The sequence below is a fragment of the Nocardioides sp. Soil774 genome, from assembly GCF_001428125.1.
GTDB lineage: Bacteria > Actinomycetota > Actinomycetes > Propionibacteriales > Nocardioidaceae > Nocardioides.
Genome location: NZ_LMSM01000001.1, coordinates 173,341 through 188,712, shown reverse-complemented (window position 1 = coordinate 188,712; position 15,372 = coordinate 173,341). Strand labels below are relative to the sequence as shown.

Here is a 15,372-nt window from a genome sequence, read left to right as displayed (position 1 = left end):
CATGGACCACGCCCCGCTCGCAGCGCTCGTCATTGCGCTGACCCTGGCGGCGGTCCTGCTGACCAGCGGCGTCGCCAAGCTGCGCGACAAGGTCGCTACGCGTGACGCCTTCGACGCGCTGCGGGTGCCGGACGTGGTGCCGAGGGACGCCGCGGCCGCAGCCCTCCCCTGGCTCGAGGTCGCGCTCGGCGTCCTCCTGCTGGCCGCGCCGCACCCGTGGCTGGTGCCGGTCGCTGTCGGCGTACTGGTGCTGATGCTGGCCTACACGGCGGTGATCGCCCGCGCGCTCGGCTTCGACGAGCCGGTGACGTGCTCCTGCTTCGGCAGCATCGGCCGCCACGACGTCGACCGCACAACCCTCGTCCGCAACGTGCTCCTCACCCTCTTGGCCGGGGCCCTCGTGTGGTCGGCGGTGGAAGGTGCGTCCACACCGGACACAGTGGCCGAGCTCGATGCCGCGGGATGGTGGGCCCTGCTCGCGGCAGCGGCAGCAGTCGTCGTCGCCGTGCTGGTTTCCGGCGCCCCGCCGACCTCTTCCGCGCGCGTGCCCGACGACGAGCTGCTCGACTACGAGCGCCAGCGGATCCCCTACGGGGTCCTTACGACCGCCGACGGCCGCACCGCGACACTGGCCGAGCTCGCGATGACGCAGGCGCGCCTGCTCGTCGTCCTGAGCCCCGGCTGCGCCCCCTGCGTCCGCACCGCCGCGCGGCTCGACGAGTGGGCCGCACAGCTGGCTCCCGCTGTGAGCGTGCTCGCGGTCTACCCCGACGTCTCCTCCGCGATGACCGCTTCCGAGCACGCCCCCGAGCTGTCGGTCTCCGAGCCCGAGCTCAACGTCAGACGCCTCTTCTCCGGGGGCACCCCCGCCGCCGTCCTGCTGGGCGCCGACGGCTTCCTCGCCGGCGGACCCGTCGTCGGCGAGGACGTGATCGCGGAGTTCGTCGAGGAGGTGCTAGCTGCGCTGAGCGAGGAGTCGGACCCGACCGCAGGTGGGTCCGGCGCTGCTACTCAGGCACCTGCCTGAGCACGTAGTCCATCGGCTCCGCCTCGTCCATCAACAGGTTCACGATCGAGTCCCCCGTCCTGACCTGGTGCCGAGACCACTGGAGCTCGAGCCCGGCCCGGGCGAACCTGGCTTCTGCGTCGTCACCCATGTACGCGCGCCCACCGGGTCCGGCCAGGTACGACGTGCCGCCGACCATCCGGACCTGTTCGATGAGCCGGTCCGTGCCGGCCTCCACAGGCGGCTCCGTCACGACCAGCGGGGTCGTGATGCCCAACATGTCCTTGACGATCTCGATCATCGCGATGTTCACCTCGTGCAGCAGCCGGCCCTCGCTGCCGAGGATCCGCTCGCTCAGCTCCTCGCCTCTCGTCCTGAAGTGGCGCGATCCGACGTAGCGTCCCCTGATCACGTCGACGAGACGCTGTTGCCAGCCCTCAACCACCTCGACTGTGTTGATCGGCACCATCGAGGGCTTGCCCACCAGCTGATGAGAACACCAAGTGCCACGCATCGTGACCCGGCGCTGGTAGCCGTGCTTCTGGAACTGATCATGGACCGACAGGATGAAAGCGTCACTGGTCGCCATCTTGAACCAGAAGCCGGAGTAGGGCAGGAGGTCCGGCTGGTGGATCGTGACCTTCACCGGCGCACCTGGCGCACGAGGGCGTACTGCTCGGCGAAGTCGACCTTACGCATGTGGCCGACCGTGGCGGCGATCTCCTTGATGCTGTTCATGGGGTGCGCCCCGCCCGGGTTCTCCGAGACGTACGCCGCGCACGCGGCCGCCTTCAGGTCGGCCTGCTCCTCGGTGAGCGCCTCGAAGACGTTCCAGCGGAGGTCGGAGGGATACAGGTTCACGTCGTAGACCGCGATGTCGTAGACGAGCACGCTGTTGGGCACCCAGTGCCCCGGTGACATCGACAGCCTGGCCGAGCGCATGCCTGCCTCGTAGACCCCGATGTGGTCCTGGTGCAGGGACGGGAACGGGAGGTAGACCTCATCGGGTTGCAGCTCGCTGAGGACGACGTCGAGTCGAGCCACCAAGTCGTTCATGTGCTGCTGCGTGGCGCCGTCCTCGAACTCCAGGCACCTGAAATTGGTGACCCCGAGGACCTCCATCGCCCGGGTGTGCTCGGTTCGGCGCTCGTCACCGCTCTGGGTCACGACGACGACCGCCGCGTCTTCGGGGTGCTTGGCAAGCAGGCCTCCGCAGCCCAAGGACTCATCGTCCATGTGCGGCGCGATCACGAGTCGGCGCATGGGTTCCTCTCCTCATGTGGTGGTGAACTCTAGCGACCACCGGCCGGCTCCACAGAAGGATCGACCGGAGGGAACGCGCTCAAGCTCCCGCGTCGACCGCTGTCCACTCTGGGCGGAGGTGACGCGTGCTGCCGGGCTCGCTGCGCCCCCAGAATGCCGGCGCGAGCACCTGCCGTTCGCCGGCAATGACGTCCCCGATGTAGCCGCCCCAGTAGGCGAAGGTCGAGTTCGACAAGATGAGCCTGCGAGCCTGGGCGAGCTCGCGCAGATCACTCAAAGGGTCGTTGGTCGCGCCGAAGCTGACAGGCGCGATTCCTTTGAGGAACCCGAGGTGGTCGTCACACCACCCCGTGTCGTCGGAGACGATGCGGATCGATGCGGGGGCGCCACCGCCGCTGATCGCCTCGTCCACGGCGGCGCGGACGAAACTCACGACGTCGAACCCGAACTCGTCCACGTGCTCGGGAGCGTAGTAGTCACCACGCCTGACATTCACGACCAACCGGTCCGCCGGCGCCGCCGCGTTGCCTACCCCGGGAAGTAGGAACTCGCGGCAGAAAGCCTCCAAGTGAGGCGGGTCGTAGCGTGCGTCCAGCTCGACCTCGTTGCGCCAGGGCTGGACGCGCCGGTCCGTGAAGCGGACTTCGTCGCGGAGAAGCACGAGACGTTGATGGGCTTCCGGGAAGACAGGCAGCCACGGAAGAGTGCTCTTGTTGGCAAGACACCGGCGTTCCGCACCCGCGAGCTGCCCCTGGTATGCCCAGAGCCACATGTAGAGGAGGTTGCCGAGTCGCATGAAGTCCGGCGTCCACGCAACCTCACGCCCACCCCGACGAATTCGCTCGAGCACGGCACGGCGCAACCGTGTCTCGACCGATCGCACCCCCACCACGTCAGCAACGTACCCGACCGCTCCCGCTGCAGCGCCGAGGTGCGCGGACCAGTCGAGCCGTCACCGGCGACCAGCACCATGGTCCTACGTGCGCTTGCCTCCAGCTGCCCGCCAGACGGACCGCGTCAGCGCACGCCGCTGCTTCCAGTCCTTGAGGGGCGTCGTCTGGCGTCCGAGCATTCCGCGGAGGGATTCTGTTCCCAGGGTTATTGCCGAGGACAGCTCCAGCGCACACCACAACCGCCGCCTCCATCCCCACTTGCTCGCGTATGACAAGTAGGACTCAAGGTGCCAACGCTCACGGCGCGACGGATCCGACGAGGCAAAGCCGATGTGCTCGGCCACGACGGTTCCGACGTACACCGCCGGGACCCCCCGCTCGGCCAGCCGCTTCTGCAGGTCGACCTCCTCGAGGTACATGTGGAAACGCTCGTCGAACCCACCCACGGCCCTGAGGTCCTCGGTCCGCAGCAGGATCGACGTCCCTGCCACCCAGTCCGGTCGGTAGACACCGCTGGGGTCGCGCGGCTTGTCCTCCCCGATCAGGTCCGACGCCCAGCGGTGGTGTCGCCTGTGCCCGATGACGGCGGTCCGCTGGGCCAGGACGTGGCGCCACGTCGGGAACCGGAACGTCGAGGCGCCGGCGTGGTCGTACGTGATGACCTGGGGGGAAACCACGGCGGGCAGGTAAGGGCGCGCGGCTGCGACGTAGGACTCGAGGAAGTCGGCCGGCACGACCAGGTCGCTGTTGAGGATGGCGACCAGCTCGGTCTGCACCGCGGCGACACCGGTGTTGACGGCAGCGCCGAAGCCTCCGTTGCCCTCACGTCTGATCAGCGTGATGCCGTCGTGCTGCTCGAGGGGCTCTGGCGAGGCGTCATCGACGACGACGATGGGCGCACCCTGCGGAGCCAGGCTCGCGATCAACGCCTGAGTGGGACCGGGGTCGCCGTAGTGCGGGATGACGACGGTGAGGTCGAGGTGGTTCACTGCACGCCCGGCCGGAGCAGTCGCCTCACGCGTCGCGGGAGATGCGGGAGAGCCGCGTTCCACGCACCACGCACCGACTCCACAGGCGCGCTGTGTCGAACTGACCAGGGCAGCCGGGATGAGAGGTCACGAGCGACGAGCCACGTGACCTTTCTCAGGTACAACGAACGGTTGGCCGCCTGTCTCTCCAGGCGCCGTACGACGTCGCACTCGGTCGCGTCTCCGGCTCCGATCACACGCCCCGTGGGCGTGATGGAGCTCGGCTGGACAGCCGATTCCCAGATGAGGCTCGGGCGCACCTGACACACCCGGAGTCCGTGGTCGCCGATGACGCGATAGTCATCCGGCAGACGCGTGAGGAGAAGGCCATCCTGCCGGCAGAGGTGTCTTGCGGCCCGCTTTCGCACCAGGTAGCCAACTGCCAGCATCCACGACTCCGGCGTCGTGAATCCGACCCTGAACTCCGATCCATTCGCCTGCGTTGCCAGGGGCGACATTGGAAAAACCCGTTCCATCAGCTGCCTGCCGGCATCCTCGTCCAAACCCAGCCCGCCATGGTGGAGCGGCATCACGTCGAACGGTTGCTCCACGAGCCACGGCAGGAGCGACTCAAGACGGGGATGCAGCGTCGCGTCGTCCTCGACCACGAGCGCGACGTCGTGGTCTCCCATGGACTCGTCCGCTGCGATGACCGCCAGCACCTTCTGATGGCTGAGGGCGCACCCCACCTCGCCGGGTGAGAGGGGCCGCGCGTAGAGACGGTGTATCTCGAGCTGGTCGACCAGCGCAGCCGCGGCTTCCCAGCCGGATCCGCGCATGTCCACGCCATCGAAGACCTCGAACTGTGCACCGCCGGGCTGTCCAAGGAACTCGGCCAGCCTGGATCCCTGCCGGTCGACCGTCACTACGATCCGGCGGGAGAGGTTCACGTCGGCAGCTCCTTCACCCGTCGCACCGGCACTCCGGCGTAGAACCCGTGGGGCGCGAGCTCGCCACGGACGACCGAGCCTGCACCGACGACGCACCCCTCTCCGATCGTGGTACCGGGGAGGACGGTGACGTTCGTGGCCAGCCAGCTTCCGGCGCCGATCCGAACGACGCCGTAGTCGATCGCGCGCCGCCGCATAGTCGGCGGCCCGACCAGGTGACTGGACGTGACGATCGTGCAGCCGGGGCCGATCGCAACTCCGTCCTCGATGACCACATCGACGTTGCAGTCGATGGTCACGTCATCGTTGATGAACACGTTGTCGCCCACTGACAGGTGCCGGTTGTTCAGTCGGAATCCTGCGCAGATCCGTGCGGCACCTATGTGGTCGCAAGCCCGGCGGAGGACCGCGCGGCGGAGCTGGGTCGGCACCAGGCGAGAGGCGGTAAAGGCACTGATCAGGTCCCACCGGCCGTTGTTCCACAGTCTTCTCGTCAGCTCGTGATGTGACCTCAACGCGGACAGTCCTTCGAGTCGACGGGTGGGAGCGCTCGGGTATGAGCCGAGCTGTCGACCGTCGCGCTCAGCGGGGCCTCGAGGCTTGGGCGTCCGACGGTCACAGGCTCTCATCTCGTTGTCGAGTCGGGAGGATTCTACCGATCCGACCATGGCCTGGTCGTGCTTTGGCGAGGTGGCCAATCTGTTGGCGAACGAGCGTCTGAGTGGCCTAGCATGGCCGCTCGCGAAGTTGTCGAGGACGGAGAGACCGCTGAGTCGCACGCCATCGTCTGCGGCGTCATCGTTCAGCGCCAACGCCGGCCTGCGGCGGGCAGCACGTTGGCTCAGGTTCCCCCCAGGCTTCGGGATCCTCTTCGACTCGCCCACCCGCTGGCGGCTGTTGCTCTGCGTGGTGGGAGCAGTCTCCACTGCGCTCCTCGACATGGTCGGCGTGAGTGCGCTCGTGCCTCTCATGCAGCTCCTGACGGACCAGCCTCGCGACAGCGGTGCGCTTGGCCTGATCTCGCCCGTGCTCGGCAATGCCGTCAGCGACACCCAGCTGGCCATTGTCATCAGTGCCGTGATGACCGGCGCGTTCGTGCTCAAGAGCGCGGTCTCCATCAGTTTCCAGTGGTGGCAGCGCGGCTTCCTGGCGGAGCAGGAGACGAACACCTCGGCACGTCTGCTCACCGGCTACCTCGGGGCGCCGTACGCGATGTTCCTCCGCCGCGGCACAGGAGAGTTCATGCGTACGCTCAACGAAGCCGTGAGCGCGACCTACGGATCAGTGGTGACTTCCAGCCTCAACGTGCTCGCCGAGAGCGCCACCCTGATCGGACTGGCCGCTGTGATGGTGGTGGCGTCACCCGTGGCTGCGCTCGCTGCCCTGGTGTGGTTCGGCCTCGGCTCCTTCGTCCTCCAGCGAGCACTCAGCCAGCGGTCGCGGCAGCTCGGCCGACTGAGTCTTGAGCAGGGTCTACGTACGTTCCACGCCGTGGTCCACCCCGTCGGCGGCGCCAAGGAGATCATGCTGCGCCACCGCGCCCAGGTCTTCGTCGACGAGCTCAAGGAGGCGCGACGGGCATCGGCCCGCACCGGTCTGCAGCAGTCGTTCCTGTCCGACCTGCCCAAGCACATCATGGAGCTGCTGTTCGTCACGGGCCTGGCTGCGACGACCGTGCTGATCTTCGCCCTGGACCCGTCCGGCAACGCGTTGGTGACGCTTGCCCTGTTCGTCGCCTGCGCCACCCGCATGCTGCCGAGCCTCGTCCGCATCACGACAGCAACTAACGCCGTCCGCTACGGGATGCCGTCGACGGAGCTGGTAGTGGCCGACCTCCACGAGTTCACGACCCCGCTGGCACCAGCCCCGGGGCACCACTTCCCACCGGGGGACATCCGGGTCGAAGATGTCACGTTCACCTACCCCGCGAGCACATCGCCGGCCCTTGAGGATTTCTCGATCGACATCCCGTGGGGAACGACGTTGGCCGTGGTGGGACCGAGCGGGTCTGGGAAGAGCACGTTCGTGGACGTGCTCATGGGCCTGCACAGCCCGCAGTCGGGCCGGATCACCGTTGCGGGCGTGAATGTCCGCGATGACCTCGCCGCTTGGCAGTCCGGGATCGGAATGGTGCCGCAGGACGTGTGGTGGGTCTCCGACACGCTCGCGGCGAACATCGCGTTCGGCGTGCCCCCCGAGGAGCGGGACCAGAAGCGCTTGCTCTCCGCAGTGTCGCGCGCCCAGCTGACCGACGTCGTCGAAGCACTTCCACAGGGTCTTGACACGATGCTCGGCGAGCGTGGCAGCCGGCTCTCCGGTGGCCAGCGACAGCGGGTCGGCATAGCCAGGGCCCTGTACGAAGAGCCGACCCTCCTGGTCTTTGACGAGGCGACGAGCGCGCTCGACAACCTCACGGAGCATCGAGTCACGCAGACCCTCAACGCTCTGCATGGCCAGACGACGTTGGTGGTCGTCGCCCACCGGTTGAGCACCGTCGTGGGCTGCGACCAGCTGGTCTACGTCGAGGACGGACGCATCGCCGCCCAAGGGACCTTCGAGGAGGTCCGGCAGGTCAGCCCCGAGTTCGCCCGCCTCGTCGAGCTCGGCAGCCTCGAGGCCTGGGAGGGCTCCGACGATGCCTAGCGGAGGTGGGCCGGTACGCGACGTGCTGGCGCGCTTGATCGAGCGCGTGCGTCGCAACGGGCCCGTCGTGCTGTGGACGCCCGAGGACGTGAACCTGGGCAACTTCCTCTACCACTGGATGCATGCCCACGCGCAGCAGGCAGCGGGCCAGCCCGTCCGGGCGCTGCGCACCGACGTCATGGAGCCCTGGCTCGCCACCTTCCCGCGCGCAGACCGGCTCGTGGTGGCCGGGACCGATGTGGGCTTCCGCGATCAACGCGTTCTGGGATATTGGCAGGGCTGGGGCCGCGATTTCACCCGGGAGCACCTGGTCGACTTCGTCCGGGACGTCCTCCTCGACTCGCCTGCGCTGGCCGCGGCCATCGATGGCGCGAGCCCGGAGGCCGACGTGGTCGTCAACGTGCGTCGCGGGGACTACTACACCGATCCTCGATTCCGGCAGCGCTACGCCTTCCACATCGCCGACTACGTCCAGCGGGCGCTCGACGTCAGTGCACTCCGCTCGCCCGTCCACCACGTGCACGTCGTGTCCGACGACATCGAGTGGTGCCGCGCGCACCTCGACGGAGTGCTGGGCGCTCACGCCGCACGCGTGACCTATGCCGATGGTCCGAGGTCGCCCGTGCGCGACCTCGCCACACTGGCAGCCGCTCCTCGGTTGATCCTCACCAACTCCACCTTCGGATACTGGGGCGGCTACCTCAGCGGGGTGCTGCACGCGGACCGTCACGCCGACGTGGTGGCACCGTGGTTCCACGCGCGCTTCGGTGACCACCTCGCTGCCGAGCAGCTCGACCCGAGATGGAGCGTCGTGCGCGATTCGGGCAACCAATGGGGTGTCCCGGACGACTGAACGCCGCACCTCACTCCGGCGCGAGCTCGGCCAGACCTCGTCGGTACTGCGCGGGCTATTGGAATGAGTGTGGTACACCGCGATTGCGCTGCTAGGGCCGGGGCGCACCTGCCAACCCTGCCGAGGCAGGAGGCAGAACGGATCCGATGTGGGCGTCACCATGGAACGGGACCAGAAAAGACGCAAGCACTCGATCGTGTCGCCACCTGCCGGGGTTGTCGGCCGCGTGCTCGTGGCCGACAAAATGTCGGCTGGCCCCAACCGTCCCGTGCGAAGCGACTCTCGGAACCTGGACGCTTACTCGCCTCTGGCCCCGTACGGTGACCTCCCGTCCGGGACGTTCAGCTCCAACTCCGGTTCTCTCTGATCCACCGCATCTTGCGACCGATGCGGCGAGCCAGCGCGTGGCTGCGCTCGGCCACGGCGCGCCTCTGGAGCTCAACGGCGCTGACGCGCTCACGGCGCCGCACGTCGTACTTGTCGAGCAGGGCGGTCGGGACCAGCTCGTGGCCAAGCCCGAACCGCTCCGCGAAGCGGGCCACGTTGGCGCGCTTGTCGCCCGGACCGCAGAAGTGCACCGCCAGGGCGCTGTCGAGTCCGCCGTCGTAGAGGTGCGGTCGCGAGTTCAGCCGCTCGTGGCTCACCACCTCGAGATGCTCCCTGATGCTCGGTTGGCCTTTCACCGTCGCCCAGATCGCGTCCTGGTCGCCCGAGGTGAACAGGCCGTCGGCCGTGGAGTCCCAGGCGGACCTCAGGTCGTCGATGTCCGCCGAGCGCGCGGTGTCGAGCACGGTGCGCGTCCGTTCGTCGTTGCGGAGCACCATCACGCCTGTGTTGATCGCGCTCCACACCCCGGACGGCTCGGTGGGCCCCTCGGCGATGACCCCCCACAGACCCCGGCGCTCCGACTCGTTGACGAGGTCCACAAGACGATCGGCCCGCCAGTCGGTGAAGTAGACGTCGTCGTCCACGTAGACGATCCAGCGGTACCGCGGCAGCACGTGGTCGATCAGGTTGAACTTGTAGTGGTACGGGGTGGAGGCGGGCCGACCGAGCCCGATCTCGAGCCTGAAGTCGCACCCGGCCTCGGCCGCATAGATGCGGTGGTTGACGTAGGACCGGTAGCGGACCTCGTCCCCGCCCGACACGATGCAGATCTCGTCGGCGCTCACCTCGCGCGGCTCCCCTGTCACGGGCGCAACGCTAACCCGGTTCGCCGGTCGGCTCACCGAGGTTCGCCCTCGTCGATGTCCATCAGCCGTGCCTCTGGCACGTCACCATGAATGCGGTACTTCAGGTTTCCCTCCACTGCACCGAGGGCTGACCCGAGGTCGCGAGCGAGCTCCCAGCGGGACCGTGGCCCGTGGAGCAGACGGGTCACCTGCCGCACCTCCTTCACCAGCTGCACGAGCGATCCGCGCATGCCGATGGGGCGCAGCGGGCGATCGGCGTATCGCACCCACAGCAGGATCGAGGAGGAGGCGTAGTTGCGGAACTGGTGGAAGACTGCGCGCATAGTCGTTCGCTGCTGGTAGTTCACGACCGCGGGCACGGCTGCGACCCGTAGGCCCGCCTCCCCGCAACGCCAGGCGAAGTCGACGTCCTCGTCGAGGGGGAAGGACTCATCCATCCCCCCCAACCGAAGATAGGTGGCCCGCTCGATCCCGAAGTTGCTGCCAGCGATCGTCGGCAGGTAGTCGAACGGACGGGGCAGCTCGGTCTCCGTCGCCCCCGTCCGCAGGTGTGCAGGGTTCAGGCGTTCGAAGGAGAGCCAACCGCTGGCGAGGTCCACGTCCTCCAACGACCGGACCATGTCCGCCACCCAGGTGTCGCTCACGATGTCGTCCGCGTCGCAGAAGAGGAGGACGGCACCTTCCGCCGCACGTGCGCCCACGTTGCGCGCGTACGCCGCCCCGGGCCTGTCGAACGCATCGACGACGCGAAGGCCGGGGAGACGGTCGGCCCACGACTCGGCGATCGACCGGCTGCCGTCGGTGGAGCGGTTGTCCACAAGGACGACCTCGAACTCCGGAGCATCGCGCTGGCCTGCCAGGCCCCCGAGCTGGCGGGCCAACGTCGCAGCGCCGTTGAAGCAGGGGACCACCACACTCACATTCACCACAGACAGGTTCTCCTCAGCGACAGCGGTTGCTGCGAGGATACGGCCATGCCGCGCCCCACCCGTGTCATCTACACCGACCCGGGCGGACGGGGATGGGCGACGGTCGCGCTGCTGGCTGACCTGCTCGCCCAGTGCCTGGACGCCGAGCTGGTGACCACGTCGACCCGTCCCCGGCGAGACCGCGTGCGTCGGGCTGCGGGCCAGGCACCGCGCCGCCGTGGCTCAGGGACCTGTGTCGTCATCGCGCCGCAGCCAGCCCACCTGGGTTCGTTGCTCGACGCCACCTACCTGCTGCGCGGTTACGACCGGGTGGTCGGCTGGGTGATCGACTCCTTCCTCGACGACCGCATCCCGCGCATGGCCCAGGGGCGCGGCCACTACGACCAGCTCTTCGTCACCGACGTCGAGCTCGTCGAGACGTGGGCGAGCCGCACGGGCACGGCCACGGAGTGGCTGCCGTTCGGCAGCAACGTGCTCGACCAGCCTCCGCTCCCGGAGGACCGCTCGGTGGACCTGCTCCGGGTCGGACGACAACCGGAGTCGTGGGACGACAACGACCGGACCGCGCGTGCCGCGGCGGAGCTGGGGCTCACCTTCAGCGCAGGCCCGCCGCTCGAGACGGACGCACGCCTCAACCAGGCGGCGCTGACCGCCGCGATGCGGCAGGCCAAACTCGTGCTGGCGTTCACCAACCTCGTGAGCCCAGACGTATACACCCACCCGACCCGCGACTACGTGACCGGTCGGTGGACCGACGCGCTCGCATCGGGCGCCGCGGTCGCAGGTGTCCCCCCGCGCTGCGAGGCCGGCCGCCGCATGCTGTGGGAGAACGGCCTGGTGCGGCTCCCCAGCACCGACCTTGACGCGGGTCTCGAGGTCGTCGCGGCGGCGGCCGCAGCCTGGCGGCCAGAGCACGCGGCGGCGATCCAGCTGCAGGCCCTGCAGACCCTGGACTGGCGGCTGCGCTTCAAGGTCCTGACCGACAGCATCGAACTGTCCGCGCCCCGGCTGGACGACGAGCTGGCGCGGCTGGAGGACAGGGTCACCGCCCTGACCCGCCGCACTGCCTAGGGTGGCCCCCATGCCGAAGGCCTCGATCGTGGTTCCGTCGCGGGGCGGTCGTACCCGCCTCCCGTTGTTGTTCAGCTCACTGGCGAAGCAGACGGAGCAGGACGTCGAGATGATCGTCGTGCTGGACGGTGACATCGACGACTCGGAGGCGGTAGTCCGGGAGGCCGCGGCCGACGTGCCCGTGCGCTCGATCGTGTTCCCGGAGAACAGGGGCCGCGCCGCGGCCCTCAACGCCGGCTTCTTCGACGCCGCCGGTGACGTGCTCATTCGGGCGGACGACGACCTCGAGCTCGAGCCCGACTTCGTGGCGCACCACGTGCGGCTGCACGAGGAGGCGCCCCGAGGCGTCATCGCCATGTGCCGGGACATCTTCCCCGAGACCGACTACGCGACGGCCTACGGCATCGAGGCCGACGTCGCGATCCGTACGGCAGCCTTCGAGACCCCACCGGACCGCACGTGGGAGTGGTGGTCCGGCAACGTCTCCACGACCCGGGACGACTTCCACGCCGTGGGTGGCTACGACGAGTCGTTCCGCGAGTACGGGTGGGAGGACGTGGAGTGGGGCTACCGGCTCCACCAGCTCGGACGAGACATCCTCATCGCACCCGGGTTCGAGACGCTGCACCACGGACCCGTCACGAGCGCCACCGAACGGTTCGAGCGGGCCTTCGCGTCGGGAGCCGCGTACGCCAAGTTCATCGAGAAGCACGGATCCGTCCTCGCGCGGCAGGAGCACTCGCTCTCTCTGTGGAACTCCCTGGTGGCCGCCGCTGCGCGGGGCGCGACGCCGCGCACCGTACGGGCGGCCGGGCGGCTCTGCGACCGCTACGTCGGACGACTGCCGCACGCCCTGGGCCACAAGGCGATCGCCCTGGGCATCCAAGCCTCGTCGCGCGGCGGTCGGCGACGCTCCGGTCGATGACCGCCCGGGCTCACTCGACCAGGTCGAGCAGGGCCGAAGCCCGGTGCGCGAACGTGTGCTCGGCCAGCGTGCGCCTGCGCCCGGCAGTCCTGATCGCGTCGGCCCATGCGGGGTCGCGGGACGCGCGGCGGCACAGCTCGACCAGCTCGTCGACACCGTCGTAGACGAGCACCTCCGAGCCCGGGTCGTAGAACTCGGTCACGTCGGGTCGGTCGATCAGGTGCACGGCGCCGATGCCGCTCGCCTCGAACGTCCGCAGGGTGAAGCCGTCCTGCGCGCCGTGGATGTTGATCGTGGCGTCGGCCGCTCGCATCACCTCGTGCGCCTCACCCCGGCTCAGCTCGCGGGCAGTGGACATGGCCGGACGGTGGAGGTCCCAGGTGCGCAGCCGGTCATAGGGGTGCTTCGACCATGACCGGCCGTAGGCCACGACGGGGATGCCCGCAGCCTGGACCCGCAGGAGCAGCTCCTCGCGCTGGGGATAGCGGGCGCCCGCGAACACGACGCCACCCGTCCGTCGCGAGCCCGGCTCGAACGCGGGGTCGTAGGCGAGGGCGACGTACTCGGCGGTGATCCCCGCGGCCCGGAGCCGGTCGGTGTCGGTGTGGGAGAAGCTGCCGATCCCGCCCATCGACGGCCAGAGCTCGGGCCCAAACCTCATCGCGTCGAGCTGGTCGTAGAGCCAGGTGGCGTGCGGGATGCCCGAGAGGGACTCCCAGTAGGCCTCCCCCAGCACGTCGCCCTTGATCGTGAGGACGACGTCGGGCCGGACCCGCGTGACGGCTTCCCGCGCGGCGCCGCCCAGGCGTTTGGCCAGCCGCGGCTCCGTGGGGCGGCCCAGCCGGGCGGGCAGCTCGACGGTCAGGTGGTGGCGCGCCTTGGCGGCCACACCTGCGTTCTCGTCGTACAGGTGTGGGACGACCTCGTGGCCGTCCTGCTCCAGTGTGGATGCCACCGACGACCAGATCCCGTGGAAGGCGGGGCTGACGAGGAGCACCCGGGTTGGCATGGCGTCGAGTGTAGGGACGAGCCTGTCAACGGGCGAGCAACCGTCCCGCACGTTCTGCGATCATCGGATCGTGCCCCGAACCCGCGCAGACCTCCTCGCCATCGCCCTGTTCCGCGGACGATCGGCCGCGAGCTGGCGCCTCTCGTCGCTGCTCTCCAGGACGGCGTACCCGGCTGTCTTCGGCTCATTCGGGGCTGGGTCGGTCCTCGACCGGCCGCGCACCGTGCTCGGGCCCGAGCGCATCCGGATCGGTCGCGAGTGCGTCATCGGTCGTGACGCGTGGCTGGCATGCGAGCCGGGAGGCGGTCCGATCGACATCGCCGATCACGTCTCCTTCGCCCCAGGCGTCCACTTGCACGCGATGGCCCCGATCTCGATCGGCGCGAGGACGTCCTTCGCCGAGTCCGTCTACGTCGGCTCCGCCGAGCACGCTCCGCACGACCACTCGCTCATCCGCGGGACGGGGCCGGTGGTGATCGGCGAGGACTGCTTCGTCGGTCTGCGCGCGGTCATCCTCGGTGGGGTCACGATCGGAGCCGGGGCCGTGATCGGCGCACACGCCGTCGTCACCAAGGACGTGCCGGCCGGTGCCGTCGTGTCGGGCGTCCCCGCGAGGCAGCACATCCGATGACAGGCCTGCGCGTGCCGGTCGACCTGGATGACTGGCAGCAGTGGCGGGCGCGTCGCACCCCGGTGCGCTCGTTAAAGCGCCGGCTGGGGCCAGGGAACCGGGCGAGTGTCCTCGCGTGGACCAACAGCCCGGAGCCGCCGCGTGTCGCCGTGGGCGTCGCTGCGACGACGGCGAGCGGGCGCGCGGCACTCGTCGCCCCACTGGCGTTCATGGGCGAGACCCCGTGCATCGTCCAGGCCGAGCATGCGATCGACCACCTGCTGCCCGGGTGGGTGCGTACGCCGACTCCCGCAGCGCTGCCCGCGTCGGTGCAGGTCGTGCTGGCCGACGGCCACTACCTCGAGCTCGGGCACGACCTCTGGCGCGGCGCACAGGAGCGCGGGATCCCCTACCTCGCGGTCCAGCACGGGTTGATCACGCCGCTGGCGCCGCCGCTGGCACCGGGAGCGATCCTGCTGGCGTGGTCGGAGCAGGACGGTCTCTACTGGCGGGCAGGTCGTCACGACGTGTCGTTCGAGGTCGTGGGCAGCGAGCTGCTGTGGCAGGCCGGAGCGCACACGACAGCGCAGGGTGGCGACACGGGCCCACTGACCTACCTCGGACAGGGACACGCAGCCGAGCTCTGGCGGTCGCGACTCGCCCACGCGGCGATGTCGACATGCCGCGAGCACGGCGCTGTCTACCGACCGCACCCGTCGGAGCGCGACGCGGTGTCACGAGCCGTGCTCGCGGCGTACACCCGGGCCGGGATCACCATCGACACGGCCGGTGTCCCGCTCGTCGAGCTCGACGCGCCCGTCGTCAGCGTCTTCTCGACCGGCGTGCTTGAGGCGGCGGCGCAGGGCCGCAACGCGTGGGTCGACTTCCCCCGGCCGCCGGCGTGGCTCGCCGCATTCTGGGAGCGCTACGGCATGCGACGCCTGGGCGGTCCGCCCACCGCGGCACCCGCCCGCGGCGCTCTCAAGCCGGCGCGTCGCGTCGCCGAGATCGTCGCGGCACACGCGACCTGACCTGACGCGCACCCCGACCATCACGGGC

Annotated in this window: 15 protein-coding genes and 1 pseudogene; 7 read left to right on the top strand and 9 right to left on the bottom strand. The window is 69.3% G+C overall.

The window, feature by feature from the left end; genetic code table 11:
- The first annotated feature begins 1 nt into the window (after position 1).
- A complete protein-coding gene (locus ASG76_RS00935; RefSeq protein WP_056598682.1) occupies positions 2-1,027 on the top strand; it encodes a TlpA family protein disulfide reductase in 1,026 nt (341 codons plus the stop codon).
- On the opposite strand, the gene ASG76_RS00930 is transcribed toward ASG76_RS00935, so the two are convergent.
- The 6 genes from ASG76_RS00930 to ASG76_RS19215 form a co-directional block, all read right to left on the bottom strand.
- The gene (locus tag ASG76_RS00930) at positions 1,008-1,652 is read right to left on the bottom strand and encodes a WbqC family protein (RefSeq protein WP_056598679.1); all 645 of its coding nucleotides are present in this window, start codon (positions 1,650-1,652) and stop codon (positions 1,008-1,010) included. The two genes, ASG76_RS00935 and ASG76_RS00930, sit on opposite strands and share 20 nt — an antisense overlap.
- On the bottom strand, positions 1,649-2,269 hold the full coding sequence (locus ASG76_RS00925) for a PIG-L deacetylase family protein (protein WP_056598676.1): 621 nt from the start codon (positions 2,267-2,269) through the stop codon (positions 1,649-1,651). The genes ASG76_RS00930 and ASG76_RS00925 overlap by 4 nt, the downstream gene beginning before the upstream one ends.
- Positions 2,270-2,348: 79 nt before the next feature.
- The gene (locus ASG76_RS00920) at positions 2,349-3,161 is read right to left on the bottom strand and encodes an alpha-1,2-fucosyltransferase (protein ID WP_162254063.1); all 813 of its coding nucleotides are present in this window, start codon (positions 3,159-3,161) and stop codon (positions 2,349-2,351) included.
- Positions 3,162-3,245: 84 nt separating this feature from the next.
- A complete protein-coding gene (locus ASG76_RS00915) occupies positions 3,246-4,151 on the bottom strand; it encodes a glycosyltransferase family 2 protein (protein WP_056598670.1) in 906 nt (301 codons plus the stop codon).
- Positions 4,148-5,080, bottom strand: coding sequence for a glycosyltransferase family 25 protein (locus ASG76_RS00910; protein ID WP_056598667.1), 933 nt, complete (start codon positions 5,078-5,080; stop codon positions 4,148-4,150). Before ASG76_RS00910 ends, ASG76_RS00915 begins: the two co-directional genes overlap by 4 nt.
- On the bottom strand, positions 5,077-5,409 hold the full coding sequence (locus ASG76_RS19215; RefSeq protein WP_056598664.1) for an acyltransferase: 333 nt from the start codon (positions 5,407-5,409) through the stop codon (positions 5,077-5,079). The genes ASG76_RS00910 and ASG76_RS19215 overlap by 4 nt, the downstream gene beginning before the upstream one ends.
- 619 nt (positions 5,410-6,028) lie before the next feature.
- On the opposite strand from ASG76_RS19215, the gene ASG76_RS00900 reads away from it, so the two are divergent.
- Entirely contained in the window at positions 6,029-7,723 is a 1,695-nt protein-coding gene (locus ASG76_RS00900; protein WP_162254062.1) for an ABC transporter ATP-binding protein, read from the top strand.
- A 22-nt stretch (positions 7,724-7,745) separates the two neighbouring features.
- Positions 7,746-8,576, top strand: coding sequence for an alpha-1,2-fucosyltransferase (locus ASG76_RS00895; protein ID WP_056598658.1), 831 nt, complete (start codon positions 7,746-7,748; stop codon positions 8,574-8,576).
- Between the two features lie 341 nt (positions 8,577-8,917).
- Here ASG76_RS00895 and ASG76_RS00890 read toward each other — a convergent pair whose 3' ends face one another.
- Both ASG76_RS00890 and ASG76_RS00885 read right to left on the bottom strand, forming a co-directional pair.
- Complete coding sequence (locus ASG76_RS00890) at positions 8,918-9,805, bottom strand: hypothetical protein (RefSeq protein WP_162254061.1); 888 nt, start codon at positions 9,803-9,805, stop codon at positions 8,918-8,920.
- Complete coding sequence (locus tag ASG76_RS00885; protein ID WP_056598651.1) at positions 9,802-10,680, bottom strand: glycosyltransferase; 879 nt, start codon at positions 10,678-10,680, stop codon at positions 9,802-9,804. Before ASG76_RS00885 ends, ASG76_RS00890 begins: the two co-directional genes overlap by 4 nt.
- A gap of 63 nt (positions 10,681-10,743) precedes the next feature.
- Between ASG76_RS00885 and ASG76_RS19210 the strand changes: the two genes are divergently transcribed.
- Both ASG76_RS19210 and ASG76_RS00875 read left to right on the top strand, forming a co-directional pair.
- The gene (locus ASG76_RS19210; protein ID WP_056598648.1) at positions 10,744-11,769 is read left to right on the top strand and encodes a hypothetical protein; all 1,026 of its coding nucleotides are present in this window, start codon (positions 10,744-10,746) and stop codon (positions 11,767-11,769) included.
- A gap of 10 nt (positions 11,770-11,779) precedes the next feature.
- Complete coding sequence (locus ASG76_RS00875; RefSeq protein WP_157558865.1) at positions 11,780-12,694, top strand: glycosyltransferase family 2 protein; 915 nt, start codon at positions 11,780-11,782, stop codon at positions 12,692-12,694.
- 10 nt (positions 12,695-12,704) lie between these two features.
- On the opposite strand, the gene ASG76_RS00870 is transcribed toward ASG76_RS00875, so the two are convergent.
- A complete protein-coding gene (locus tag ASG76_RS00870) occupies positions 12,705-13,703 on the bottom strand; it encodes a glycosyltransferase family protein (RefSeq protein ID WP_157558864.1) in 999 nt (332 codons plus the stop codon).
- 466 nt (positions 13,704-14,169) lie between these two features.
- Here ASG76_RS00870 and ASG76_RS19825 point away from each other — a divergent pair.
- Positions 14,170-14,334, top strand: a pseudogene (locus ASG76_RS19825) (DapH/DapD/GlmU-related protein); the annotation flags it as partial.
- Positions 14,331-15,344: a hypothetical protein gene (locus ASG76_RS00860; RefSeq protein WP_056598636.1), complete on the top strand. Its 1,014-nt coding sequence runs from the start codon at positions 14,331-14,333 to the stop codon at positions 15,342-15,344. The pseudogene ASG76_RS19825 and the gene ASG76_RS00860, both read left to right, overlap by 4 nt.
- Positions 15,345-15,372: the final 28 nt, after the last annotated feature.